The sequence below is a fragment of the Rhodopseudomonas palustris genome, from assembly GCF_013415845.1.
In the GTDB taxonomy this organism is placed as follows: Bacteria; Pseudomonadota; Alphaproteobacteria; order Rhizobiales; family Xanthobacteraceae; genus Rhodopseudomonas; species Rhodopseudomonas palustris_F.
On the sequence record NZ_CP058907.1, the window covers coordinates 3123482 to 3147356 of the forward strand.

The 23875-nt window shown below is 66.2% G+C and carries 19 protein-coding genes; 2 read left to right on the forward strand and 17 right to left on the reverse strand.

The window, feature by feature from the left end:
- Positions 1-39: 39 nt before the first annotated feature.
- Positions 40-840 carry a methanethiol S-methyltransferase gene (gene mddA, locus HZF03_RS14295; RefSeq protein ID WP_119017211.1) on the reverse strand — a complete coding sequence of 267 codons (801 nt, stop codon included), beginning with the start codon at positions 838-840 and terminating at the stop codon, positions 40-42.
- A gap of 147 nt (positions 841-987) precedes the next feature.
- Between mddA and HZF03_RS14300 the strand changes: the two genes are divergently transcribed.
- On the forward strand, positions 988-2568 hold the full coding sequence (locus tag HZF03_RS14300) for a bifunctional AfsR/SARP family transcriptional regulator/alpha/beta hydrolase (protein ID WP_119017194.1): 1581 nt from the start codon (positions 988-990) through the stop codon (positions 2566-2568).
- A gap of 100 nt (positions 2569-2668) precedes the next feature.
- Here HZF03_RS14300 and HZF03_RS14305 read toward each other — a convergent pair whose 3' ends face one another.
- Together HZF03_RS14305 and HZF03_RS14310 are read right to left on the reverse strand one after the other, a co-directional pair.
- Positions 2669-4084, reverse strand: a complete 1416-nt coding sequence (locus HZF03_RS14305; RefSeq protein WP_119017193.1) for a peptidoglycan DD-metalloendopeptidase family protein — start codon at positions 4082-4084, stop codon at positions 2669-2671.
- Positions 4085-4204: 120 nt separating this feature from the next.
- Positions 4205-4858: a protein-L-isoaspartate(D-aspartate) O-methyltransferase gene (locus HZF03_RS14310; protein WP_011158389.1), complete on the reverse strand. Its 654-nt coding sequence runs from the start codon at positions 4856-4858 to the stop codon at positions 4205-4207.
- A 221-nt stretch (positions 4859-5079) separates the two neighbouring features.
- Between HZF03_RS14310 and HZF03_RS14315 the strand changes: the two genes are divergently transcribed.
- Positions 5080-5454 carry a response regulator gene (locus HZF03_RS14315; RefSeq protein WP_011158390.1) on the forward strand — a complete coding sequence of 125 codons (375 nt, stop codon included), beginning with the start codon at positions 5080-5082 and terminating at the stop codon, positions 5452-5454.
- An 8-nt stretch (positions 5455-5462) separates the two neighbouring features.
- Here HZF03_RS14315 and HZF03_RS14320 read toward each other — a convergent pair whose 3' ends face one another.
- The 14 genes from HZF03_RS14320 to argS all read right to left on the reverse strand — a co-directional run bounded on the left by HZF03_RS14320 (position 5463) and on the right by argS (position 23835).
- Positions 5463-6065 carry a GrpB family protein gene (locus tag HZF03_RS14320; protein ID WP_234832160.1) on the reverse strand — a complete coding sequence of 201 codons (603 nt, stop codon included), beginning with the start codon at positions 6063-6065 and terminating at the stop codon, positions 5463-5465.
- Between the two features lie 140 nt (positions 6066-6205).
- Positions 6206-6973 carry a 5'/3'-nucleotidase SurE gene (gene surE, locus HZF03_RS14325; RefSeq protein ID WP_011158392.1) on the reverse strand — a complete coding sequence of 256 codons (768 nt, stop codon included), beginning with the start codon at positions 6971-6973 and terminating at the stop codon, positions 6206-6208.
- Between the two features lie 144 nt (positions 6974-7117).
- On the reverse strand, positions 7118-9313 hold the full coding sequence (locus HZF03_RS14330; RefSeq protein ID WP_165858088.1) for a TonB-dependent siderophore receptor: 2196 nt from the start codon (positions 9311-9313) through the stop codon (positions 7118-7120).
- 295 nt (positions 9314-9608) lie between these two features.
- Positions 9609-10316: a CAP domain-containing protein gene (locus HZF03_RS14335; RefSeq protein WP_416367050.1), complete on the reverse strand. Its 708-nt coding sequence runs from the start codon at positions 10314-10316 to the stop codon at positions 9609-9611.
- A gap of 5 nt (positions 10317-10321) precedes the next feature.
- Positions 10322-11800 (reverse strand): serine--tRNA ligase, encoded by a 1479-nt coding sequence (gene serS / locus HZF03_RS14340; protein WP_119017189.1) that lies wholly within the window; start codon positions 11798-11800, stop codon positions 10322-10324.
- A 110-nt stretch (positions 11801-11910) separates the two neighbouring features.
- Positions 11911-14973, reverse strand: coding sequence for an autotransporter domain-containing protein (locus HZF03_RS14345; RefSeq protein WP_119017188.1), 3063 nt, complete (start codon positions 14971-14973; stop codon positions 11911-11913).
- Positions 14974-15181: 208 nt separating this feature from the next.
- The gene (gene tatC, locus HZF03_RS14350; protein WP_119017187.1) at positions 15182-15991 is read right to left on the reverse strand and encodes a twin-arginine translocase subunit TatC; all 810 of its coding nucleotides are present in this window, start codon (positions 15989-15991) and stop codon (positions 15182-15184) included.
- Positions 15988-16524, reverse strand: coding sequence for a Sec-independent protein translocase protein TatB (gene tatB, locus HZF03_RS14355; RefSeq protein ID WP_119017186.1), 537 nt, complete (start codon positions 16522-16524; stop codon positions 15988-15990). The genes tatC and tatB overlap by 4 nt, the downstream gene beginning before the upstream one ends.
- Positions 16525-16713: 189 nt before the next feature.
- Positions 16714-16950, reverse strand: coding sequence for a twin-arginine translocase TatA/TatE family subunit (locus HZF03_RS14360; RefSeq protein WP_011158398.1), 237 nt, complete (start codon positions 16948-16950; stop codon positions 16714-16716).
- Positions 16951-17096: 146 nt separating this feature from the next.
- Positions 17097-18395 (reverse strand): SMC-Scp complex subunit ScpB, encoded by a 1299-nt coding sequence (scpB, locus tag HZF03_RS14365; RefSeq protein WP_119017185.1) that lies wholly within the window; start codon positions 18393-18395, stop codon positions 17097-17099.
- 20 nt (positions 18396-18415) lie between these two features.
- Positions 18416-19249, reverse strand: a complete 834-nt coding sequence (locus tag HZF03_RS14370; protein WP_011158400.1) for a segregation and condensation protein A — start codon at positions 19247-19249, stop codon at positions 18416-18418.
- Positions 19246-20271 carry a beta-N-acetylhexosaminidase gene (nagZ, locus tag HZF03_RS14375; protein ID WP_119017184.1) on the reverse strand — a complete coding sequence of 342 codons (1026 nt, stop codon included), beginning with the start codon at positions 20269-20271 and terminating at the stop codon, positions 19246-19248. Before nagZ ends, HZF03_RS14370 begins: the two co-directional genes overlap by 4 nt.
- Positions 20272-20319: 48 nt before the next feature.
- Positions 20320-21939 carry an SPOR domain-containing protein gene (locus HZF03_RS14380; protein WP_119017210.1) on the reverse strand — a complete coding sequence of 540 codons (1620 nt, stop codon included), beginning with the start codon at positions 21937-21939 and terminating at the stop codon, positions 20320-20322.
- Between the two features lie 102 nt (positions 21940-22041).
- Positions 22042-23835 carry an arginine--tRNA ligase gene (argS, locus tag HZF03_RS14385; protein ID WP_119017183.1) on the reverse strand — a complete coding sequence of 598 codons (1794 nt, stop codon included), beginning with the start codon at positions 23833-23835 and terminating at the stop codon, positions 22042-22044.
- Positions 23836-23875: the final 40 nt, after the last annotated feature.

A 23875-nucleotide genomic window follows, 5' to 3' on the forward strand; every position in this document is an offset into this window, starting at 1 on the left:
CGGGTCGCCGGCAGTTCGTTCAGCACCTCGCCGGCCGGCTCAGCCTCCGGATGGAGGCGAGGCAGTCGCCCTGCTCTCGTCTGGCACGTCGCCGCCCCGGCCGGCGGCGGTCCGGCGGAGGACACGAGGCAGCAACATCGGAACCCGCTCCCGATACTGCTGGTAGGTCGCGCCGAATTCGGCGATCAGGTCGCGCTCCTCGAATTGCAGCGCGATCAGGATGTAGATCGTGATGACGACCGCGAACAGCAGATGACCCGCCGTCATCTCGGGCGTCGCCCAGAACACGATCAGGAAGCCGAGCATCAGCGGGTGCCGCACCAACCTGTACAGCAAGGGCGTCCGGAACGCTGGGCGCAAAGGCTCGGTGCCGCGCATCGCTGAGAAGCTCTGGCGAAGCCCGAACAGATCGAGGTGATCGATCATGTGGGTCGACGCCAAAACCAGCACCCAGCCCAGCCAATACAGCCCGACCAGCAGCCAAGCGGCGATACCGCTGGTGCTCCAGACCACGACCGGAATCGGCCGCCACTGCCAGAACAGCAACAGAAGCAGCAGGCTCGTCAGCAGCACGTAGGTGCTGCGCTGGCACGGTGCGGGCAGATGCCTCGCCCACCACTGCTTGAAGCGCTGGCGCGCCATGATGCTGTGCTGGATCGCGAACAGACCGATCAGTTGCAGATTGATGAGGACGGCCTGGCCCGGACTGGACGCGGCGCCGACGTCGATGGATTTCGACACCAGCGTGTTGCCGAAAAAGCCGGGCGCGTAGATCATCGAGACGAGGAACACGGCATAGCTCAGGAGACCGTAGGTCGGGATCAGGAGACGTTTGATCATGAGTGCGTTTCCGGTTGGGTCGCCGCCGCCGGCGGCAAGCGATGCGGTAACGACCGCCATTCGACGGCGATCAGGCGCGATTGCTACCGCCTCACCGTCCCCTGCCCGTCCCCTCGGCGCGCTCCGGGGCAGACCGAGGCAGATGTCGTGACCGGGTTTTGGCTCCAGACCTTTGGATTTCCTGAGATCCGCAGCTTCGACGGTCCGGTCAGGCTCAATCTGCGCAAAGGGCTGGCGCTGCTGGTCCAACTCGCGGAGGCGCGCGCAGCGGTGTCCCGGGACGTCGTCGCCACCTTGCTGTGGCCGGACAGCGCCATCGACGTTGCCCGCGCGCGGCTGCGGCGCTTGCTGCATCGCATCGAGCAGGCGCTCGGTCAGCCGGTGTTCGAGACCGACCGGACCAGCCTGCGTTGGTCACCCTCGGTCGAACTCAGCGTCGATGCGCAGCTGTTCGAAACCGCCTGTGAACGCGCGGATTTCGGGCAAGCCTGCGGCTATTATCACGGCGATTTCCTCGCCGGCTTCGCGTTGCCGGACTGTGCCGAGTTCGAGGAGTGGGCGTTCTTCCGCCGCGAGGCGCTGCGAGGACGCTACCTGCACGCACTGGAGCGCTTGGTGCAGGACAGCAACGCCGCCGGCGATCATGCAGCGGCCGCAGTTCGTGCGACGCGTCTGGTGGAATTGGATCCGCTCAGCGAGATCTACGGCCGCCATCTGATCCGCAGTCTGCTGCTGGCAGGCGACCGGCAGGCGGCGGAACGCCATCACGCCGCACTGACCAGGCGGCTGCACGATGAGCTCGGGGTGGCGCCCGAGGCCGAGACCGAGGAGTTGCTGCAAGAGGCGGCGATGCCGACCGCTCTCGCTATCCCGGTGACGCGATATGCCGAGGGCGACAACATCCACTTGGCGTATCAGACCTTCGGCAGCGGCGAGTTCGACATCCTGGTCATGCCGGGGTTCGTCTCGCATGTCGAACGGGTGTGGGAGCATCCGTCGTGCCGGGCGTTTCTCGTTTCGATGATGGCGCTCGGCCGGCTGATTATCTTTGATCGCCGCGGCGTCGGGCTGTCGGACCGGGTCGGCTCGGCTCCGAATGTCGACGTCACCGCCGAGGATATCGGCACCGTGCTGCGGGCTGCGCAGTCGCGCCGCGTCGTGCTGTTTGGCGCATCCGAATGCGGACCGGCCTGCATCAAATTCGCGGTCGATCATCCTCGCCTCGTCGCGGGCCTGATCTTGTTCGGCTCGCTTGCCAAAGGCTGTCGCACCCCGAACTACCCGTACGCCTTGACGGTGGAGCAGTTCGAGATTTGGCGCCGGCAGCTGATCGGCGCATGGGGCAGCGCAGCCGGCATCGAGACCTTCGGCCCCAGTCTGGCACATGACGCCAAATCAAAAGCGTGGTGGGCCGGACTGCTGCGCGCTGCATCCAGTCCCGGCGGCATCTGGGCGGTGCTCGCAGCTTTGCGCGACGCCGACGTCCTGGAGCTGCTGCCCAAACTATCCGTGCCGACCTTGGTGCTGCACCGCCGCGGCGACCGCGCCGTCCGGATCGCGGCGGGACGCGACATGGCCGCTCGGATCGTCGGCGCCGAATTCGTCGAGCTCGACGGCGACGACCACTGGTTCTTCGCGGGGGACCAACGCCCCGTACTCGACGCCATCAGACAGTTCGTAAGCAACCTTCGCCGCCCGAGTCCGACGCGCACGCGGCCACGTACATAGAGTTGTGAGTGCAGCTTCACCGATCGCGGCGTCCAAACAAAAATGCCCGGCCTTTCGGGCCGGGCATTTCTTCTTCCCCAGTATCGCTCAACCGCGTTGCTCAGGCGCCGTTGAGGAACTTCAGCGGGTCGACCGGGGTCGATCCCTTGCGGATCTCGAAGTGCAGCTGCGGTGAAGACACCTCGCCGCTCTGGCCCGACTTGGCGATTACTTGGCCGCGCTTGATGGTCTCGCCGCGCTTCACCATCAGCTCGCTGGCGTGAGCGTAAGCCGAGACGTAACCGTTGGAGTGGCGGATCAGCACCAGATTGCCGTAGCCCTTGAGTTCGCTGCCGGCGTAGGCGACGACGCCGTCTTCGGCGGCCTTCACCGGCGTGCCTTCCGGCACCGACAGGTTGATGCCGTCGTTGGACTTGCCGTTGGTCTTGGCGCCGTAGGCCGCGATCACCCGGCCGCGGGCCGGCCAGCGGAAGCTCGGCAGCGCTCCAGTTGCTTCGGCCGACTTCACCGGCGCAGCTTCGGCCGGCGCAGCAGCTTCGGGAGTCTCGGTCGGCGCCACCATCCGCGCCTTCTGCGGCGGTTCGGCCGGGACCGTCGGAGCGACGTTGGCCATCCGCACCTGCGGAGCCGCCATCGGGGCGGCGGCCGGCGCCTGGATCGGCGGCTGTGCCGGCGCGAGACCCGCGACCTGGGCGCCCGGCACGTTGATCTTCATGCCCGGCTTCAGCTTCGTGGTCGTGGTGAGGTTGTTGTAGCGCGCCAGCTCGCCGAGCGAGATGTTGTTGCGGCGCGCAATGTTCATCAGCGTGTCGCCGTTGTTGACGTAGTGCACGCGCGCCGGGGCCGGCGCAGCGGTCGCAACCGGACGCGGAGCCGGCGGAGCGCCCATCGGCGCGGCGACCGGAGCTGCCACCTGGGCGGTCGCAGTGGCACGGCTCGGGATCACAAGCTGCTGGCCGGGCTGCAGCCGGCGCGGGCCCTTGTAGCCGTTAGCGCGCAGGATCTCGGCGGTCGAAACGTTGTAGCGCTGCGCCAGGATTTCCAGCGTATCGCTCGTGCCGACGATGATCGTCGTGCCGGGCGCATGGACCGGTGCAGCGGCTGCGGGAGCAGCCGGCATCGGCCGGGCCGCAGCGAAAGAGCGCGGCGCCTGAACGGTGCCGGTCTGATCGATCGGCGCACGCGGCGGCGGTTCATAGGACCCGACACCGCGCCCTCCGCCGGAGAAGCCCCCGCCCCCATTTGCCACCGGGTAGGATGACGGCGACGCGATCGGCGGCAGTGCCTGCGACTGGTATTGCGGCTGGGGCTGATACTGGGGCCGCGCGTATTGCGGCAGCTCCTGGCGCTGATGCTGGGGCGCCACCGAGCCTGTGGTCTCAACCGGCCCGAACGGGGCCTGTTGGAAGCGTGTCTGCATGTCGGAGCTGCACGCACTGAAACCGACAGACATCAACGCCAGCACCGCCATTTGCGGGGCGCGGCGCGAGCAAAGCAACGCGGCAACGCGGGACATGGTTACTCACTCATACGCAATACGATTGGTAAATTGAGTAAACACCGCGCCAGTAAACAAGCGTTTAACCTTGCAAAGAAACCGCTTGTTGACGCTGAGAAATCGAAAAATCCAGCTTGCTCAAAGCTCGCGTGCGATGCCGCGGAGAGCGGGCACGAAACGAACCTCACCCAGGGCCTTGTGCTCGTCGCCGTTCGGCGTGCGGCGCACACGGAGCAGCGTCTGTCGACCGTTCGGCGGCCCGACCGGTGCGATCAGAACACCGCCAGGATCGAGTCGCTCGAGCAGCCGCGCGGGCAGCTCCGGGACGGCCGCAGTGATCAGGATGCGGTCAAATGTGCCGGCGGTCTCCGGCAGATCGAATCCGTCTCCGAACACCACCTCGACATTGCGGCACCCCAGCTCGGCGAGTCGTTTGCGGGCGCGGTCGGCCAGCGTCTTGAAGCGCTCGAAGCTGAGCACGTCCGCCGCCAGCCGCGACAGCACCGCCGCGTGGTAGCCGGAGCCGGTGCCGATCTCGAGCACGCGGTCGCGCGGACGCAGCTCGAGCTGCTCGGTCATGAAGGCGACCACGAACGGCTGGCTGATGGTCTGGCCGCAGGCGATCGGCAGCGCGGTGTCGCGCCAGGCGCCGTCGCGATAGCCGGGGTCGACGAACTGGTCGCGCGGCACCGCCTCCATGGTCCGCAGTACCGCCTGATCGCTGATGCCGCGCCGCCGCAGGCTGAGCTGGAACATCATCTTTTCGGGCGGCGGCGCCGCGGGGCTCGGCATTTCGGGTCTCGCGATCGGTCGTGCGCCTTTCCCGGTCGGGCTCCAATTGGCGCGATTCTCAGCAGAGTGTTGGCGTGCCGAAGGAAACCTTGCAAGTGCGGACCGCCACGCACACGCGCCGAGCTTGCAATTGCCATTACATCGCTTATTTGCGACGGTGTTCTGTGAAAGCCGGAGCTATCGACCGGCGGCCGACAGCACCTTCTCGAGGACATCACCCGATGACGACACCGAGTCCGACCGGCGGCTCCGTTTTCCTGGTCGAGGACGAAGCGATGATCCGCATGATGGTCGTCGACATGCTGGAGGAGCTGGGGTTCTCCGTGGCGGCCGAGACCGGCGAAATCAACGAGGCGCTGCAGCTCGCCGAAGCCACCGAATTCGACATCGCGATCCTCGACGTCAACGTCAACGGCAAGGTGATCTCGCCGGTCGCCGATCTGTTGAAGGCGCGCAACCGCCCCTTCATCTTCGCCACCGGCTACGGCACCCAGGGCGTACCGGAAGACTATCGCGATCGCCCCGCGCTGCAGAAGCCGTTCCAGATCGAATCCCTGAAGCAGGCCCTCGACGCGACGCTGCGCGGCGCGGCGTAGCTGCCGCGTCACTCCGCGCGCTCATTCCCGCGTTCAGCCGAGCCACCACGTAGCGCGTTCGTCACGAAGGCGTCCTTTGCGGCCCTGTAACGGTCCATCGGTTGCCCGTCATGCGACCGCTTAAGCTCATTGTAGCTTCTCAACAAAGCCGGATCGGCGCGTAGCGCGGCGGCGAAATGGTGAAAAACGTCGAACTCTCCGCCTTTGACGGTGAGCTGGATGCCGAGATGGGGCATGCAGGCGTTGTCTTCAAAGGCGGCGAACTCGTTGGTCCGCACCGAGCCTGAATTGCGCGCGTACCGGGCGGCAAGCGCGGCCTCTGTGGCCTGGAAGTCTTCGCGCTCCACCCGCACAACGATGTCGAGGTCGCCCTTGGTGAGACACCCCGGGACCGAGGTCGCGCCAATATGCAGGAACTCACTGGTCTTGGGCAGAACGGCGATAAGCTGCTGCTTAACTGTAGCAAACAGACGCTCGGCGGCATCACGGGCGTGCTTATGATCCGCGGCAATGTGGAACCGATCAGGAACGGGCATTTGTACTGACCGCAGGGTGGAAAAACGCACGTAGCGCCATGCCCACGTGTCCGACGCATCGACATGCGACGGCATCCGTGCGCGGCCATGCTTCGTCCTCGCCGCTTCGCCGTACTATCGTCTCAGCCCTGCGACATTAAACGCCGCGCCCCATCAACCTCGGGCGCCCCCTTTGATGGGTTTCGCCGCGCTCACCCCATCCTACGCAGTCAGCTTCACGCCAGCGTATTGGCCAGCGCCGCCGAAAACGTCTCGTCGGTACGGTCGAGCTTGAGCGGCGTCACCGAGACGAAGTTGGCGGCGAGCGCGGCCAGATCGGTGCCTTCGGCTGGCATGTCTTCGACTTTGATCCTTTCGAAGCCGATCCAGTAATACGGATTGCCGCGGCCGTCGTGGCGTTCGTCGATGCGCAGGAAACCGGGATTGCGCTTGCCCTGCCGCGTCACCACCACGCCCTTGACCTTGTCGGGCGTGCAGGCCGGGAAATTGATGTTGACCACGGTGTTCTTCGGCACGCCTGCGGCCATCACCTTGCGGATGATGTCGGGCGCGTGCGTCCGCGCGGTCTCCCACAGCGGCGCGTTGCGAGTCTCGATGGTGAATTCCTGCGACAGCGCGAACGACGGCAGGCCGAGGATGGTACCTTCCAGCGCGCCTGCGATGGTGCCGGAATAGACCACGTCCTCGGCGACGTTACGGCCGCGGTTGACGCCCGACAGCACCAGATCCGGCGCCTTGTCCTTGAGGATGAAGCGCGAGCCCATGATCACGCAGTCGGTCGGCGTGCCGCGCACCGCGAAGTGCCGCGGACCGACTTCGCGCAGGCGCAAGGGATCGTTCAGCGACAGCGAATGCGACACCCCGGACTGGTCGAGCTCGGGCGCCACCACCCAGACGTCGTCGGAGATTGCGCGGGCGATCTGTTCGACCGTCTTCAGTCCGGGCGCATGAATGCCGTCGTCGTTGGTGCACAGAATCCGCATGTCGCTGGGCTGCCTCTCTGAAGGTCTTTCTTGAGGCCGTCGTCATATCCGGCCCGGCCGCGAGAGGCAAATTCGGCCCAAGCCGGCCCCGGCCGGATCGGCCGGCGCCCCCGAGACGCGAGTGCACCCAGGGGCGCGCGAACGTCACCAGCGCGCGGTGACGCTGCCGAGCACGGTGCGGCCCTGCGTGAAGGTGCAATTGCCACCGTTGCAGATGCCGACGCGTTGATCGCCAAGATTCCGCGCGTTGACGGCGAACCGCATGCCGCGAACATCGTAGTGCACGCCGGCATCGAACGCCGTGCTCGCCGGATTGCGCACGGTATTGGCCGAGTCCGCCCAAGTCCGATCGATCCAGCGCACGCCCGCACCGAGACCAAACCCGGCGAGCGCGCCGGTCTGCCACGTGTAATCCATGAACACCGCCGCCTGCTGGGGCGGAACGCCGATCGGCACCTTGCCGAGATCGGCATCGTTGCTGCGCGTCACCTCGGCCTCAGTGTAGCTGTACGAGGCGATGCCTTTCAGACCTTCCGCGAGCGACAGCACGGCCTCCAGTTCTGTCCCGCGCGACCGAACCTGTCCAGTCTGCACCGAATACATCGCGCCGAACACCGGATCGACCGTCAGCACGTTGTCCTTGGTCAGGTTGAACCAGGTCGCGGTGAAATAGCTGTTCCAGCCGCGCGGCTGATACTTGATGCCGGCCTCGATCGACTCGCCGGTGGTCGGCGCGAACGGCGATGCCCCCCGCCCCGGCGCCGTGGTGCCGGCCTGCGGCAGGAAAGACGTCGCGTAGTTGACGTAAGGCGCGACGCCGCTGTCGAACAAATACAGCAACCCGGCGCGCCCGGTGAAGCGATCCGGCGTGCTGTTGGTGGTGGTGTTCGACAGTTCGTTGAACTGCGAAAGCTCGGAGAAGTCCTGCCGACCTCCGACCGTCAGGCGCCAGCCCCCGAGCGCCAACTGATCCTGCACATAGAGGCCGAGTTGCCCGAGCGTCTGCCGATTGGCGGCGGCCAGCGACAATGCCGAGGTCGGAAACGCGACGCCGATCACCGGATTGGTCAAATCGAGCGGCGGCGCCGACCCGACGGAGTAGCCGATATTCGTCGCCTGCCGGAAGTAATCGAGGCCAGCCAGCACGGTGTGCCTGATCGGCCCGGTCGCCAGCTTCGCCTCGATCTGGCTGTCGATCGCGAACGTATTCAGGGTTTCCTTGAAGTTGGACGCATAGCGGTTGAGTGTGCGCCCATCGTCCGACAGGCCGAGCCCGTCGATCATGTCGCCGTCGAGCCGCGCATGACCGATGCGCACATTCTGCCGGAACGTCAGCGCCGGATCGAAGCGATGTTCCAGCCGGTAGCCGATCGAGGCCTGCGATATCTTCAGCGTGTCGAAAGCCGGATCGCCGAGCCGGATATTGGTGGCCAGCCCGGTGATCGGGTTCTGCATGTAGTACGGCCACATCGAGGCCTTGCTGTGCGTGTACTCTGATAGAATGGTGAGGGTCGTGTCCTCGCCCAGCTTCGCCGTGACGCTCGGCGCGAGGAAGACGCGGTCGTCCCAGGTGCCGGGAATCTGCGTGCCGCTGTCGCGCACCAGGCCGGTGAAGCGATAGAGCAGATCGTCGTGGCCGGGCACCGGTCCGCTGAAATCGAACCGGCCCTGGTAGCGGTTGAAATTGCCGACATCGAAGCCGGCTTCGTTGAGCCGATACGGCAGCGGCATCTTGCTGACGTAGTTCACCAGCCCGCCGGCGTCGTTGGCGCCGTACAGCACCGAGGACGGTCCGCGCAGCACCTCGATGCGCTCGGCACCGTAAGGTTCGTTACGGAAATAGACGTAGAGGCCGTTCCCCTGCCGCAGACCGTCGCGATAATTGCCGAATTGCGTGCTTGAGAAGCCGCGGATCATGAACTGATCGTAGCGCGCATCGTAGCCGAACGGCTGCGTCTGCACGCCGGCCGTATAGGCCAGCGCCTCGCCGACCGTCCGGGCGCCGGTGTCGCGGATCTGGTCCTGGGTCACCACCGAGACCGACTGCGAGCTTTCGATCAGCGGCGTGTTGGTCTTAGTGCCGGTCGCACTGCCGGAAGCGACGAAACCGCTGACAGGCCCGGTCGCGCTCGACAGCGTCGTCGCGGATGCCGGCGCGGGTGCAGCCGGAGGCTGAGCCGGTGGGACTCGCTGCGCCGTTCGGCGCTGCTGTGTTGCAGTCGAGCGGCGCTCGGCGCGCGCCGGCCGCGCCTGCACCGGCTTCGGCGCATCGACCGTGACCGAAGGCAGCGAGGTTTGGGCGTGCCCCTCGACACTCCAGCAGGCATCCCCGATCAACAAACTGCAGCTCGCGAGCGCAACGCGTCGCGAGACTTTCCATCTCGGCATTCCCAATCCCCCAGTACCAACAACTGAGGGCTTATGCGTGGGGCGTACAGCGAGAACAATTTGAATGGGTCCAGAAAAGAACTGCGACATTCGCCCGCATTGCGCTGAGAACGATGCGCCAATTGGGGCTTGCGAGCATCGCGGCAATTCGGGGCCGTCGTCAGACTGGAACAATTCCAGTTAAACGTCGCGCGGATAGCGCGACGGCCACACGATCAAGTAGTAGCTTACGGAGCACGCAACTCTGTCAGAAGCACAGGCCCAGCATCTTTATGCTGCAGTCACGCTGCACCGACTTGGGCTGAACCGACTTGGGCTGAACCGATTTGGGCTTCGCCGGCTTTTCCTTGTCGGTCAACTTCGCGGAAGTCGCAGCAGGCTTGGCTGACCTTGCTGGCGGCTTGGCTTTCGGCTTCTCGTCGCCGCCGGCGATCACCATCGCCCAGTAGGTCCGGCCGCTCGCGCTCGATCGGACGCTGGCAACACCGACCTTGGAGGCGCCTTTCAGCAGCAGGTTGGCGCGATGGCCGGGCGAGTTGATCCACTGCTTCAGCGTGTTCGGAAAATCCGGATAGCCGTAGGCGATGTTCTCGGCAGCACGCGACACGTTGGCCGGCGCCACGCGCGAGGTGAACGAGCCGCCGGCCTCGTGACTGAGGACGTCCTTCGATGCCATTGCGACGGCCTGCCGCTGCGCGATCGCATTCAGCGTCGCGTCCATCACCACCTTGCCCTCACCGTTCTTGGCGCGGAAGTCGGAGATCATCTCGGCGGGCCCAGCGGCGAAAGCGGGAGCGCTCGAAGTTGTTATCATCGCCAGTATCACCGTCATTGCGAGGAGCGCAGCGACGAAGCAATCCAGCACCGTGCACGGCGCCGTGGATTGCTTCGCGGAGCCTGTCATCGGGCGGCGCTTTGCGCCGACCCGTTGGCTCACAATGACGGGGAAAGACATCAGCTTTACGCCTTCGCGATCACCTTCAGCCCGCCCATGTAGGGCTGCAGCACGTCGGGGACGGCGATCGAGCCGTCTTCCTGCTGATAGTTCTCAATCACCGCGATCAGCGCTCGGCCGACGGCGGTGCCTGAGCCGTTCAGCGTGTGGACGAAGCGCGGCTTGCCGTCCGGACCGCGCGAGCGCGCATCCATGCGGCGGGCCTGGAAGTCGCCGCACACCGAGCACGAGGAGATTTCGCGGTACGCACCGCCCTCGCCCTGCCCCGGCATCCAGACTTCGATGTCGTAAGTCTTCTGCGACGCAAAGCCCATGTCGCCGGTGCACAGCGTCATCACGCGATAATGCAGCCCGAGGCGGCGAAGCACTTCCTCGGCGCAGGACAGCATCCGCTCGTGCTCGTCCTTGCTCTGCTCGGGCGTCGTGATCGACACCAGCTCGACCTTGGTGAACTGATGCTGCCGGATCATGCCGCGGGTATCGCGCCCCGCCGCGCCCGCCTCAGCACGGAAGCACGGCGTCAGCGCAGTGAGCCGCATCGGCAATTCTATCTCGTCGAGGATGGACTCGCGTATCAGATTGGTCAGCGAGACTTCGGCGGTGGGGATGAGCCAATGACCTAGTTCGGCCGAAAATTTGGCCTCGCGCTCCTGACGGAATTTTCGAAGGTTTGGTATCACCAGATCCGCTAAACGCTCAGTAGCTTCGGCCAGAGAGATGTTGAGGTTCGCCGCCATGGATGGAACTTGTCTTGACACATACGCTAACAAGTCGCGGACTTCCTCATCCGCAGCATCAGAAACTGCTTTGCGATTCAACGCAGAGAACTGATCATCCTCAAATTTCGGCAGTTGCGCGGTGCCGAACATCGCAGCATCTTTCACCAGCAGCGGCGGGTTCACTTCGGTGTAGCCGTGGTCGCCGGTGTGGACATCGAGGAAGAACTGGCCGATCGCGCGCTCGAGCCGGGCGAGGCCCTTCTTCAGCACGACGAAGCGTGCGCCGCTGATCTTCGCGGCGGCTTCAAAGTCCATCATGCCGAGTGCTTCGCCGAGGTCGTAATGCGGCTTCGGCGTGAACGCGTAGCTCGGCTTTTCGCCAAAGCGATGGTGCTCGACGTTGCCGTGCTCGTCGGCGCCTTCCGGAACCTCAGGCAGCGGCAGGTTCGGGATTTCCGACAGCGCCTTTTTCAGCGCCGCGTCGGCCTCCTTCACGGCGGCGTCGAGCGCCGGCATCGTGGTCTTCAGCTCGGTGACTTCGGCCATCAGCGCCTCGGCGCGGGCGTTGTCCTTGGCCTTCTTGGCCTCGCCGATCTCTTTCGACGCCGCATTGCGCCGCGCCTGCGCCTGCTCGGCGGCCTGCACCGCCGCGCGGCGGGCTTCGTCGAGCTTGATCAGGCTACCTGCGATCGGCGCCAGACCGCGCCTCGTGAACGCCGCGTCGAAGGCCTGCGGATTGTCGCGGATCGCTTTGATGTCGTGCATGGAATCGCCTCGTCAGGCCGGGCCCGTCCCGGCCGTCCGCGTGTCGCGGAGCAACGTCTGTAGAAGACGGCAATGCCCGGCACAAGGCCGGGCAAGACAACGCGGACCGTTCAGAACTGCCAGCTCAACTGGCCGCGCACCTGGTCGCGCCGGACGCGCTCGCCGCGCTGGGCGCCATACGATAGGCCTGCCCGCGCCTGCGGCCCGAGCTGCAGATCGAGCCCACACTCGACCAGCGCGGTGTCGCGATCGAGCGGAACGCCGGCGACCGCAAACGGCTCGCCCGTGCTGCGGAACGCGAGCTCCGCGATCGGAGCCGTGGCGCCGAACGCATGCTGCCAGGACGCCGCCAGCCGGGGCATCGCCACCAGACCGGGCGACAGCGTGAAACTGGTTGTCAGCCGGCCGCCCAGGGTCGAATAGCCGATATCGTCGTTGCGGCTCGTCCCCGTCAGCGCGGTGATGCCGCCGCCTTCGGTGAACCCATCGCGATGCAGATGCACCAGCGCCAGCCCGCCGAACGGCTCGGCGACGGCCTGCCCGACCGCCACGCGGTAGCCGATCTCGCCGAACGCCTGCGCGGTGGTGGCATCGTAGCGCGCGCCGGCGATGTCTGTGACGCCGGGAAAGCTCACCGAGCGGCTGGTCGAAAGCGTGCTGAAGCTGGCAGAGGCCGCCGCGCGCAGCCGCCACGGGCCGGCCTCGCCGGATGCGTAGCCGGCGAGATGCGCGGTATCGATGTCGGCGGAACTGACGCGGTCGCGCACCGTCACGGTGGAGCCGGTGGAGCCCCCCGCGAGGCCGACCTGCCAGCCGGAACCGAAGCGATAGTCGACGCCGCTGAAGAAACCGGCGACCGATCTGCTGGCCTCCGCGGCATTACCGTCGCTGCCGTTGCGGCCCCACATGCCGACGCCCTGCGCCCAGATGTTCGCGCCTGTGGCCTGAACGGCGTCGGCAGTGGTGCTCTGCCGCATCCGCCCGAGCACCGCTTCGCGCAGGATCAGGCTGTCGTCGAGCAGCGCCGATTGAGCGCTGGCATGGACCTCGCCTGAGAGTGCGTCGAACGCGCGCGGTGCCCCGGCGGTCGATTGCGTGGCGATCAGCAGGCCGAGCCCATTCGCCGCTGAACCTGCATCGAGCGCATTGGCGACCGCGGCCTGATTGGCGCTGGTCGCCAGACTGGCGAACGGAACGGCGTTGCGGTTGAGCGTCAGCGTCACGGTATTGGCCGTGGTGTTTAGCGACGCTGCGAGGAACGGCAGATCGGCGGTCACCGCGCTCGCGAAGCTGCCGGTGATGCCGCCGGCGGCGGTGAGGATCGGATAGGCCTGACCGAGGATCGGGCTGTGTCCGATCAGGCTGGCGATGACGGTGCCGCCCGACAGGTTCGCGGTGCCGCCGACCTGGATCAGATCGGCGGTCGCACCCTCGACCTGCGCGACGTAAGCGGCGCCGGCCGATACGCTGAGATTGCCGGTGACCTGGATCGTGCCTACCGAATGACCGGGCGACACGATCGAGCCGCCGCGCAGATCAAGCGATCCGAACGTGCCGGTGCCGCCGAGCCAGCCGGCGTTGGTGAACGCGCCGCTGCCGGTGAAACTGCCGTCGACGACGCCGGCGTTGTACACGGTGCCGTCGTTATTCAGCGCGCCGGTGAACGTACCGCTGCGGCCGACCACGAAGCTCGCACCGGACGCGACCCACAGCGGCCCGAGCAGGCTGCCGCTGAGGCCGAGCGTGCTGCCGCTCTGAACCCGAGTGCCGCCGGTGTAGGTGTTGGTGCCTGCGAGCACGAGCGTGCCGGTGCCCGCCAGCGTCAATCCGCCCGGGCCGGAGATATCGTTGCTCCAGACGTCGAACGCGTTGAGGCCGCCTCGCGACGCGTCCATCGTTACGGTGATGTTGCTGCGGAATGCGCCGTAGCCGCCGGCGGCGGCATAGAGGTTGATCCGCGCCCAGCCGCTGCCGTTGTCGAGCGGCACGCCCGATGCGGTCTCGGTGGTGTACAGGATCTCGTTGAGCTGATCGGTCGTCAGATACGGATAACGCGTCGCGATCAGATAATGCGCTTCGGCGGGCACCACCGGCGGCAGATCGGTGCGACCGACCGACGGCAGGCCATAGGTCATGAATTGCAGATAAGCGCTGGCCTGCTGGGCATAGGTCGAGGCGGTCGGGATCACGCCGCTACTGAGACAGGCGATCAGATCGACGCAGGCCGCGGCGTAAGGCGAACTGCCGCCACCGCCGAGATAGCTCTGCATCGCCGTGCTGAGCCCCGCAAGCGTGCCGGTATTGAACAGCGCCGACGGATACAGCGGATTGCCGGCCAGCATGTTGGCGATCACATAGGTGGCCGAGATCCGGCCGCCGATCACGTCCAGCGGATAATGCACCGCGAACACGTTGAGGTCGTAGGAGAAGTCCACCAGAGACAACGCGAACTGCTGGTAATAGCCGGGCGCGAGGATCGCGAACGGGATCGCGTTGGCGGTGGCCAGAATGGTGTGGGCGCTGGGAAAATCGCCGACCTTGGAGTCGCCGAGCACCCAATTGACGTTATAGGCGCCCGGCGTCTGCTGGTTCTGCCAGGCCAGATAGGACGAATTCTGCGGCGTGAACGGATGGCTGAGAATCTCGGCCGAGACCTGATACGGCGGCGGATTGCCGACGCTGTCCGACTGCCCCGGCAGATAGCCGTAGGCCCGACCGTAGATGTCGGTGGCGCCGAAGAATGACTTCATCGGCACGATCTGATTGTTGGCGATAATCTCCAGCTCCATCGCCTCGATCTGGTGCGGCAGCGGCGTGATCGTCGGCAGGCCCTGGGGGTTGTAGTAATACGCCGGATTGCCCGGAAAGGCGCGGATCAGCACGTTGGCGGGGACGGCCGGAATGATCAGGATGGTGGCGGAGGCGACTTTGTCGGCCTGCGAGGAATTCAGGTAGATCTCGTTTTGCTTGCGCAGATTGGCGTCGAGCAGCGCCCGCCCCTCCGCACTCGACAGCAGCGTGTTGAATTGCGCCAGCAGCGCTTCCTGGTCGGCTGCCTGCTGCAGGCAGAGGCTGTTGCAGTTCTGCGCGACGGCCATGCGGGGCGCGGCAACCACCACGCCTAAAGCGATCACCAACGCAGCCCGGAGAATGAGATTCTTAAAATTGCCCATCGACCGCTCGTTCACCCGGCGACGCCGGTCAGCGAGACCAAAGGCCGACAGCCTGGGGTCGATTCGGAAGGCGGCGCAATCCAGCCTTCGTTACCACCGAGACTTGCGCCGACTTCGCCTCCAGGCGAAGTCCGATCGAGCAAAGCGGATCTGCGGCGTCGGCACAGCCAACGCCGGTCCGGCCTTCAGGGGAGAAAAATAGCCTGCCCTACGCCGACGGTGTCGAGGAGTCGGTGCTGGCGTTGGCGCTAGCGTCTGCCGCAGCGCGCTTCTTCTCCACCATCGACACCGCGATGATCGAGCCCTCGTACAGCAGCAGCAGCGGGATCGCGAGCGAGGCCTGGCTGATCACGTCGGGAGGGGTCAGAACCGCGGCGATGATGAATGCGCCGACGATGAAGTAGCGGCGCTTCTCCTTGAGCTGCTTGGCGGTCAGCACGCCGATCCGGCCGAGCAGCGTCAGGATCACCGGCAGCTGAAATGCCAGGCCGAACGCGAAGATCAGCGACATCATCAGCGACAGATACTCGCCGACCTTGGGCAGGAGCTGGATCTGCGCGGTCTCGGCACCGCCCATCTGCTGCATGCCGAGCGAGAACCGCACCAGCATCGGCAGCACCAGGAAGTACACCACCAGCGAGCCGAGCAGGAAGAAGCCCGGGGTGGCGATCAGGTACGGCACGAAGGCGTTGCGCTCGTGCTTGTACAAGCCCGGCGCGACGAATTTGTAGATCTGGGTGGCGATGATCGGGAACGAGATGAAGCCGGCGCCGAACATCGCCAGCTTGAGCTGGGTGAGGAAGTATTCGAGCAGCGCGGTGTAGATGAACTTGGAGTTCTCCGGCCCTGCGACCCAGACGAACGGCCACACCAGCACGTTGTAGATCTGTTTGGCGAAGAAGAAGCAGAAGATGAACGCGATGCCGAAGCCGAGCAGCGCCTTGATCAGCCGCGACCGCAGCTCGATCAGGTGGTCCATCAGCGGCGCCTTGGAGGCCTCGATATCCTCGGCACTCATGACGCTTTGGCGTCCTTGGTCGGTTCGGGATGCGCCAGATCCGGAGGCGCGGCATCAGGCGTGGCGAGCGCGTGCGTTTCAGCCACGACCGGCAAATGCGGCGGTTCGGTATCCTGGGCTTCGCGCACGATCGCCAGCGGCTCAGACGCCGCCGCATCGTGCTGGGTCGCCTCGACGAAGGTCTCGGCGGTCGGCTGCGCTGGCGTTGTCGGCTCGGTCGGCGGGGTATCGATGTTGGTGGCCTTGTCGAGCGCGATGGCGTCGGTGACTTCGCTCGACAGCTTGGTGAGCATGTTGTTGGTGGACAGCCCGCTGGTGGCTTCCTTGACCTCGTCGAACGACTTCTTGAGGTCGGCCATCTCGGCCTCGCGCATCGCTTCCTGGAACTGCCCCTGGAATTCGGTGGCGAGCCGCCGCGCCTTGCCCATCCACTGCCCGACCGTGCGCAGCACGCCCGGCAGTTCCTTGGGGCCGATCGCGATCAGCGCGACCACCCCGATCACCATCAGTTCACTCCACCCGATGTCGAACATGAAACGTGCCGACTATGCCTCAATGCGCCCGCGCATTTGCCGGGACGCTTCCGGGCGCGCCCCGCCGTCCCCGCGGTGCGCTCACCCTCTGGTCATCCGGCGGCGCGTGCCGTCGCCGGATCAAGCGGCCCGGCAGGCGATGCTGCACGGGCTCGAAGACGGATCAGGTGCGTGCGGGGCGACTGCGCCTCAGACCGCCTTGCTGCCGACGTCGGTGCGGTTGGTCGCGCCGGGCGTCGAGGTGTGGTCGATCGACTTCACCGGCTCGGACTTTTCGGCCGTCTTTTCATCGTCCTGCAAGCCCTTCTTGAAGGACTTGATGCCCTGGGCGACGTCGCCCATCAGGTCCGAAATCTTGCCACGACCGAACAGCAGCAGGACGACCGCGATAACGACGATCCAGTGCCAGATACTGAGTGAACCCATCCTGCCTTCTCCCGAAACTCGACCGGCGCGCCAGCCCTATTCACTTGCGAAGCTAGGTGAAAGAGCGGCCCGAAACAAGGATTTAAGCTGTCGCAACGGCGAGTTGATCGCGCCCGATCCAGTTCCTTGCCAAGCGTCGCGCTGACTTACTGTTGCTGATCATCCTCGCCGTGGGCGTCGTGCTCGGCGTCCTCTTCGGAGCCCTCCGGCTCAGCGGTATCGAGTTCCGGAGCGTCGGTGTGGCCGGTCTCGTCATCGCCGGCTTCGACATCGTCAGACGCGACCTCGTCCGCCTCGGCGACGACGTCCTCGTCCTGATCATCCGACGCAACCAGTTCCACTTCGACGGTCTCGATCTCGATGCTGACGTCGTCCTCGGTATCGAAATCGTCGTCGTCAGCCTCTTCGGCTTCCAGCTCGCGATCGCCAACCTCACCAACCTCGGCAGCGTCTTCGATCTCGCCAGCCTCATCGGCATCCTCGGTCTCGGCGAAACCGGTTTCGTCCTCGGCCTCGTCGTCGGACGTCTCGGCAAAGCCGGTCTCGGCCTCCTCCGCGTCGTCCTCCGAAGTCTCGGCGAAACCAACCTCGGGCGCGGCCCCGTCCTGCGCGGCGGCTTCGGCCACGCCAAGCTCGGCCTCGCCGGTCTCCGCGGCTCCCGTGGCCTCGGCGGTTTCGGACACGCCAGCTTCGTCGACGGCCGCGGCGTCGCCCTCCAGATCCAGCTCGGGCTGCGGCGCCAGCGACAGATCGAGATCGCCGGGCTCGAGCGGGTCCTCGTCTTCGCGCAGCGCCGGATCGTCCGACGGCGTCGGCACGCTGAAGCCGGTCGGCAGGCGGGTGTCGAGCAGGCCGGTGCCCTTGAGTTCTTCGAGACCCGGCAGGTCGGTGAGCGACTCCAGGCTGAACTGCGACAGGAACGCTTCGGTGGTGCCGAAGGTCAGCGGCCGGCCCGGCGTCTTGCGACGGCCACGCGGCTTGATCCAGCCGGTCTCCAGCAGCACGTCGAGCGTACCCTTCGAGGTCGCCACGCCGCGGATCTCTTCGATCTCAACACGGGTGATCGGCTGGTGATAGGCGATGATCGCCAGCATCTCGATCGCGGCGCGCGACAGCTTCCGAGTCTCGGTGGACTCGCGCGTCATCAGCCAGGCGAGATCGCCGGCGGTGCGGAACGTCCACTTGTTGGCAATGCGGACGAGATTCACGCCACGGCTGGCGTAGTCCTCTTGCAATTGCTTCAGCGCGACCTTGACGTCCACGCCTTCCGGCATGCGCTTGGCGAGCGCAGCCTGATCGAGCGGCTCGGGGGACGCGAACAGCAGGGCTTCGAGCAGGCGCAGCTCCTCGGGCCGGGACTGCGGCTGCTGTTCGGCGCTGTCATCAGCGAGATGTTCGACCGGCTGTTCGAACTCCACGATGCGCTTCTCCGCCAGACTTGCCATGGCTCGGTCTCCTTCTTCCACTACCCGACCGGAGTATCCGGTAAGGCTGCCGCTTCCATCGCTGGAGACGGCGGACGCTTACGAAAATACAAAGGCGCCAAGGGGCCCGACTGATGCAGCTCGACTTCACCTTCGCGCACCAGCTCGAGCGCGGCGGCGAAGCTCGACGCCAGCACGGTGGCGCGCTGCGTCGGATCGGGCATGTAGCGCAGCAGATATTCGTCGAGCCGGCTCCAATCCTCGGCGAGCCCGACCAGGCGCTCCAGCGACGCGCGCGCTTCGCTCAGCGACCACACCGTGCGCTTGGCGAGATGCACGGTCGTGAGCACGCGCGACTGACGCTGCGACGCGTAGGCACTGAGCAGGTCGTACAGCGTCGCCGTGAATTTCGGATGCTTGATCTCGGCGATCTCTTCGACCTGACCGCGCGGGAAGATGTCGCGATTGAGCTGGGCGCGGGTCATCAGCCGGTTGGCGGCTTCGCGGATCGCTTCGAGGCGGCGCAGCCGGTTGGCCAGCGCGTTCGCCATGTCCTCGGCACTCGGGCCTTCCTGGGCCGGCGGCTCCGGCAACAGCAGGCGCGACTTCAGGAAGGCGAGCCACGCCGCCATCACCAGATAGTCGGCGGCGAGTTCAAGCCGGATCTTCCGCGCTTCTTCGATGAACAGCAGATACTGATCGGCCAGCGCCAGGATCGAGATCTTGTGCAGGTCGACCTTCTGCTGCCGCGCCAGCGTGAGCAGCAGGTCGAGCGGGCCTTCATAACCCTCGACGTCGATCACGAGCGCTTCGTCCTGGTCGGCCTGCTGCTCGACAGGCCGGCCAGTTTCGAATTGCAGAATCTCAGCGGTCATGCGCCCACCCTTGCGCGGCCGATCAATGCGTCGAGTTCGGCCCGCGCCGCAGCGCGGTCGAACGGCTGTGGGGCATGGCGGGCGGCCAGCGCCGCCTCGGCGCGTGTCAACGCCCTGCCCTGAAGCTCCGGAGTCTCGGCCACCACCTCGCGCATCTCGTCGAGCTTGCCGTTGCAATGCAGGACGACGTCGCACCCCGCCGCGACGATCGCGCGGGTGCGCTCGGCAATGCTGCCGGCCAGCGCGTTCATCGAGACGTCGTCGCTCATCAGCAATCCTTGGAACCCGATCGAGTCGCGAATCACCTGGTCGATGATTGTCGCAGAAGTGGTCGCGGGTTGGGCGGCATCGAGCGCGCTAAACACAACATGTGCAGTCATCGCCATCGGCAGATCCGCGAGCGGCCGGAACGCGGCGAAGTCGGTGCGGTCGAGTTCCTCGCGCGAGGTCTCGACGGTCGGCAGGAGATGATGGCTGTCGGCGGTGGCGCGGCCATGACCGGGAATGTGCTTGAGCACTGGCAGCACGCCGCCCTGCGCCAGGCCTTCGGTAACAGCCCGGGCGATCGCCGCGACCTTGTCCGGGCTGGTGCCGTAGGCGCGGTCGCCGATCACCGCATCGGCCCCGGCGATCGGCACGTCGGCCAGCGGCAGGCAGTCGACGGTGATGCCGAACGCTGCAAGATCGTCCGCAATCAGACGGGCGCTCAGCCGCGCGGCGGTCAACCCGGCCTCGGGATCGATGTCGTAGAGCGTGGAGAACACCGCGCCCGGCGGATACACCGGCCAATGCGGCGGTCCGAGCCGCTGCACCCGGCCGCCCTCCTGATCGATCAGGACCGGCGCGTCCGGGGAACCGACAGTTCCACGCAATTCGTCAACCAGCGCCTTGACTTGCGCCGGGTTGTCGACATTGCGCTTGAACAGAATGAAGCCCCAGGGACGAGATTCGCGGAGAAATCCGCGCTCATCGTCGCTGAGGCTAAGACCGGCAATACCGGTGATGAAAGCGCGCGGTGCCATACATGGCCGCTTAGCCCGCGCGTGCCTCCAGGGTCAAGGAAACCGCCGTTAATTCCTCTGGACGACGCACTGTCCGCCGGCACTTTTTAGGTTGCCGCAGACCTGCTGGGCCTGCTCGGCGGACGAGAACGGTCCGACCATCGCGCGGTAGTAGGTGCCCTTGCTGCCGAGATCGACCCGCTTGATCAGCGGCGGCTGCGATCCAAGCACAGACGGGAACTTGCTCTGCAGGCTGCGGTACGACGCCTTGGCATCGGCCTCGTTGCGCTGCGACGACACCTGGACGACGTAGCCGCCGGAGGTGGCGGCGGGCTCGGACGGCGGCGCCGAGGCGACGCGCTGCGGCCGCGGAGCCGGGGTCTCGGCCGAATTCGGCGACAGCGACAGCGGCGCGTTGCCGGCAGACGCGTTGGCATCGGCGACGCCGCGTCCGGGCGTCCGGGCGGCGGGCGCCGCGGCACGGGCCGCACCGGCTGGCTGAGCCGCCGCATCCGCCTGATCCGGGCGGATGCTGTAGGTCTTGATCTTGCGCGGCTCATCGCCCGCCAGCGTACCGTTGTTCGGCGGCGGCGGCAGGTTCGGCTTGGCGCCCGGCGCGACGCTCGCGACCGGCGGCGGATTGGGGTTCTGGTTGAGCTGCGGCAGCACAACCCGCGGGCCCGAACCGGGCATCCGCGACGGATCGGCGGCGGGCTGCTCCTCCCGCGACACCAGCGCTTCGACGCCATTGCTGGAAGCGAGCCGATCCTGGATCGGCTTGCCGGCGTTGTCGTTCGACGGGCCCGGAACCTTGGTCGGGCTGGTATCGGCCTTGATCACCGGAGGCTCGCCGGTGCGCGTGGTGCCGGCGAAGGTGCGATACGCCAGCGCGCCACCAGTGCCGACCACCGCAAGCGCGAGGATCCCCACCACCGTCAGCATCGTATTGCGGCGCGGCTTCAGTGCGCGTTGATCGGCCTGATCGTCATAGCCGTCTTCGTATCCGTACGGCGACTCCTGATAGCCACCGACCGGCGCGGGATCAGCCGGAAGCTGACCGTACAGCGCCTCGTCGTAGCGATCGGGCTCCAGCGACGTCGCGGGAAGCGGCTCGAATGGCGGTTCGTAGTGCACGTGATCGGGCTGCGGCAGATCGAGCTGACGCTGCTCCGGCGGTGCCGGGTCGAAGCGCGGATCGAGCGAGCGCAGATCCATCGCAGGCTGTTCGAGCGGCCGCATCTGCAGCGGGCTCGGATCGATCGGCGGCTGGATCGCCGGCGCGCGCTCGAAGCTCGGAGCCTCGGCGCGACGCGGCGGAGCAGCATTGATAAATGACGGCGGCCTGCTGAAATCCGGCTCCGGTGCGAAGGTCGGCTCCTGGGTGCGCTGCGGCTCAGGCGCGCGCGCGGTCTGGCGATGCTGCATCCATGACGGCATCGGCGGCGACGACTCGTCTTCCGCCTGCGGCGGCACCGGACGGCTGGCGCGGAAATCGGTGGAACGCGTCTGCGGCGCAACCGGCGGCGCCGGCTCGGCACGCGGAGCAGCCTGGCCGAAAGGATCGGTCTGACCGATCAGGCGCGCGAGTTCGGCGAGCGGATCGTTTTCCGGCTTCTGCGGATAGCGGGACGATGCCCGGCTGTCGTCATCGTCCAGCGGAAAAGGTCGGCTCTGATATCGATCCGTCATCGTGATGTCGCGTCCCATTCGGGAAAGCTGCCCAAGGCGCCTTCGCAGACGACACGGCCGCTCTCACAAGCCGCTCCAGATCCCCATCTGACGGCCGATCCCCTATCGCATCTCGTCCGGCGCAGTGACGCCGAGAATGGCGAGCCCCGAGGCCAAAACCGAGACGACGCCTTGGACCATCGCCAAGCGCGCCCTGGTTATCTCTGCATCATTATTGATAATGAAGCGTAAATGAGGCAAATCGCGACCATGCGTCCAAAGCGCATGAAATTCGCTCGCGAGCTCATTGAGATAAAACGCGATTCTGTGCGGCTCGTGGGCCTGAGCGGCGGCTTCGACGATACGCGGATAGAGCGCAAGTCGCTTCAATAGTTCGAGCTCGGCCGGATCGTTCAGACGCTCCAGCGGCGCCTGCCGCAGCATCGCAGCCCGCGCCTTCGAATCCTCAGGCAGATCCGGAACGACCTCGCGCGCGTTGCGGAAGATCGAGTGGCCGCGCGCGTGGCCGTATTGGACGTAGAACACCGGATTGTCTTTCGACTGCTCGATCACCTTGGCGAGATCGAAATCGAGCACCGCGTCGTTCTTGCGGAACAGCATCATGAAGCGGACGGCGTCGGAACCGACCTCATCCACCACTTCACGCAACGTGACGAAGTCACCTGCCCGCTTCGACATCTTCACCGGCTCGCCGTTGCGCAGCAGCCGGACGAGCTGGACGATCTTGACGTCGAGCGCGCCCTTGCCGGCCGTCACAGCCTGGATCGCCGCCTGCATCCGCTTGATGTAGCCGCCGTGATCGGCGCCCCAGACGTCGACCATGTTGGCGAAGCCGGCGTCGAACTTGACCTTGTGATAGGCGATGTCGGACGCGAAGTAGGTGTAGGAGCCGTCCGACTTCAGCAGCGGCCGATCGACGTCGTCGCCATAGGCGGTGGCGCGGAACAGCGTCTGTTCGCGATCCTCATAGTCCTCCACCGGCGCACCCTTCGGCGGCGGCAGACGGCCCTGATACACATCACCCTTGGCGCGCAGGAATTCGATGGTTTCGGCGACCCGGTTGCGGCCGCCCTCGATCAGCGAGCGCTCCGAGAAGAACACCTCGTGGGTGATGTTCAGCGCGGCCAAGTCGCCCTTGATCGCTTCCATCATCATCGCAATCGCGGTCGCGCGGACGGTCGGCAGCCACTGCGCTTCCGGCATGTCCTTGAGCGCCGCGCCGTGCTCGGCCTTCAACGCCTCGCCGACCGGCTTGAGGTAGTCGCCCGGATATAGCCCTTCCGGAATCTCACCGATCGTCTCGCCCAGCGCCTCGCGGTAGCGCAGGAACGCCGAGCGCGCCAGCACATCGACCTGGGCGCCAGCGTCGTTGATGTAGTACTCGCGGGTCACGTCGTAGCCGGCGGTGTCGAGCAGATTGGCCAGCGCATCGCCGAACACCGCGCCGCGGCAGTGACCGACATGCATCGGCCCGGTCGGATTGGCCGAGACGTATTCGACGTTGACCTTCTCACCACCGCCAACGGTGCTGCGGCCGTAGCCGGCGCCAGCGTCGAGCACGGCGCGTAGCGCCTCCGCCCACACCGCCGGCTTCAGCGTCAGGTTGATGAAGCCGGGCCCGGCGATCGCGACTTGGTCGATCAGCTCCTCGGCGCGCAGCTTGTCGGCGATCTTGTCGGCGAGATCGCGCGGCTTGGCCTTGGCGTCCTTGGCCAGCACCATCGCGGCATTGGTCGCCATGTCGCCGTGGGAGGCGTCCTTCGGCGGCTCGACCACGATGCGCGAGAGGTCGATCCCGGCGGGCAGCGCGCCCTCTTCGATCAACGCCGCGCACACCGCGTGTACGCGCGACAGGAGACGGGCGAAAAGATGCGTGGACATCGGGAGCTCGGCCATATCTGAAAAGGGAAAATGGGAGCGGCCGTTTCAGGCCGGT

Bases quoted from the DNA above. Each gene is read 5' to 3' on its own strand.
- serS (WP_119017189.1), bottom strand. From the start codon at position 11,800: ATGCACGACATCAAAGCGATCCGCGACAATCCGCAGGCCTTCGACGCG.
- nagZ (WP_119017184.1), bottom strand. From the start codon at position 20,271: ATGGCACCGCGCGCTTTCATCACCGGTATTGCCGGTCTTAGCCTCAGC.
- tatC (WP_119017187.1), bottom strand. From the start codon at position 15,991: ATGAGTGCCGAGGATATCGAGGCCTCCAAGGCGCCGCTGATGGACCAC.
- HZF03_RS14335 (WP_416367050.1), bottom strand. From the start codon at position 10,316: ATGTCTTTCCCCGTCATTGTGAGCCAACGGGTCGGCGCAAAGCGCCGC.
- HZF03_RS14380 (WP_119017210.1), bottom strand. From the start codon at position 21,939: ATGACGGATCGATATCAGAGCCGACCTTTTCCGCTGGACGATGACGAC.
- HZF03_RS14320 (WP_234832160.1), bottom strand. From the start codon at position 6,065: ATGCCGTCGCATGTCGATGCGTCGGACACGTGGGCATGGCGCTACGTG.
- mddA (WP_119017211.1), bottom strand. From the start codon at position 840: ATGATCAAACGTCTCCTGATCCCGACCTACGGTCTCCTGAGCTATGCC.
- HZF03_RS14345 (WP_119017188.1), bottom strand. From the start codon at position 14,973: ATGGGCAATTTTAAGAATCTCATTCTCCGGGCTGCGTTGGTGATCGCT.
- scpB (WP_119017185.1), bottom strand. From the start codon at position 18,395: ATGGCAAGTCTGGCGGAGAAGCGCATCGTGGAGTTCGAACAGCCGGTC.
- HZF03_RS14315 (WP_011158390.1), top strand. From the start codon at position 5,080: ATGACGACACCGAGTCCGACCGGCGGCTCCGTTTTCCTGGTCGAGGAC.
- HZF03_RS14310 (WP_011158389.1), bottom strand. From the start codon at position 4,858: ATGCCGAGCCCCGCGGCGCCGCCGCCCGAAAAGATGATGTTCCAGCTC.
- argS (WP_119017183.1), bottom strand. From the start codon at position 23,835: ATGGCCGAGCTCCCGATGTCCACGCATCTTTTCGCCCGTCTCCTGTCG.
- HZF03_RS14305 (WP_119017193.1), bottom strand. From the start codon at position 4,084: ATGTCCCGCGTTGCCGCGTTGCTTTGCTCGCGCCGCGCCCCGCAAATG.
- HZF03_RS14360 (WP_011158398.1), bottom strand. From the start codon at position 16,950: ATGGGTTCACTCAGTATCTGGCACTGGATCGTCGTTATCGCGGTCGTC.
- HZF03_RS14370 (WP_011158400.1), bottom strand. From the start codon at position 19,249: ATGACCGCTGAGATTCTGCAATTCGAAACTGGCCGGCCTGTCGAGCAG.
- surE (WP_011158392.1), bottom strand. From the start codon at position 6,973: ATGCGGATTCTGTGCACCAACGACGACGGCATTCATGCGCCCGGACTG.
- tatB (WP_119017186.1), bottom strand. From the start codon at position 16,524: ATGTTCGACATCGGGTGGAGTGAACTGATGGTGATCGGGGTGGTCGCG.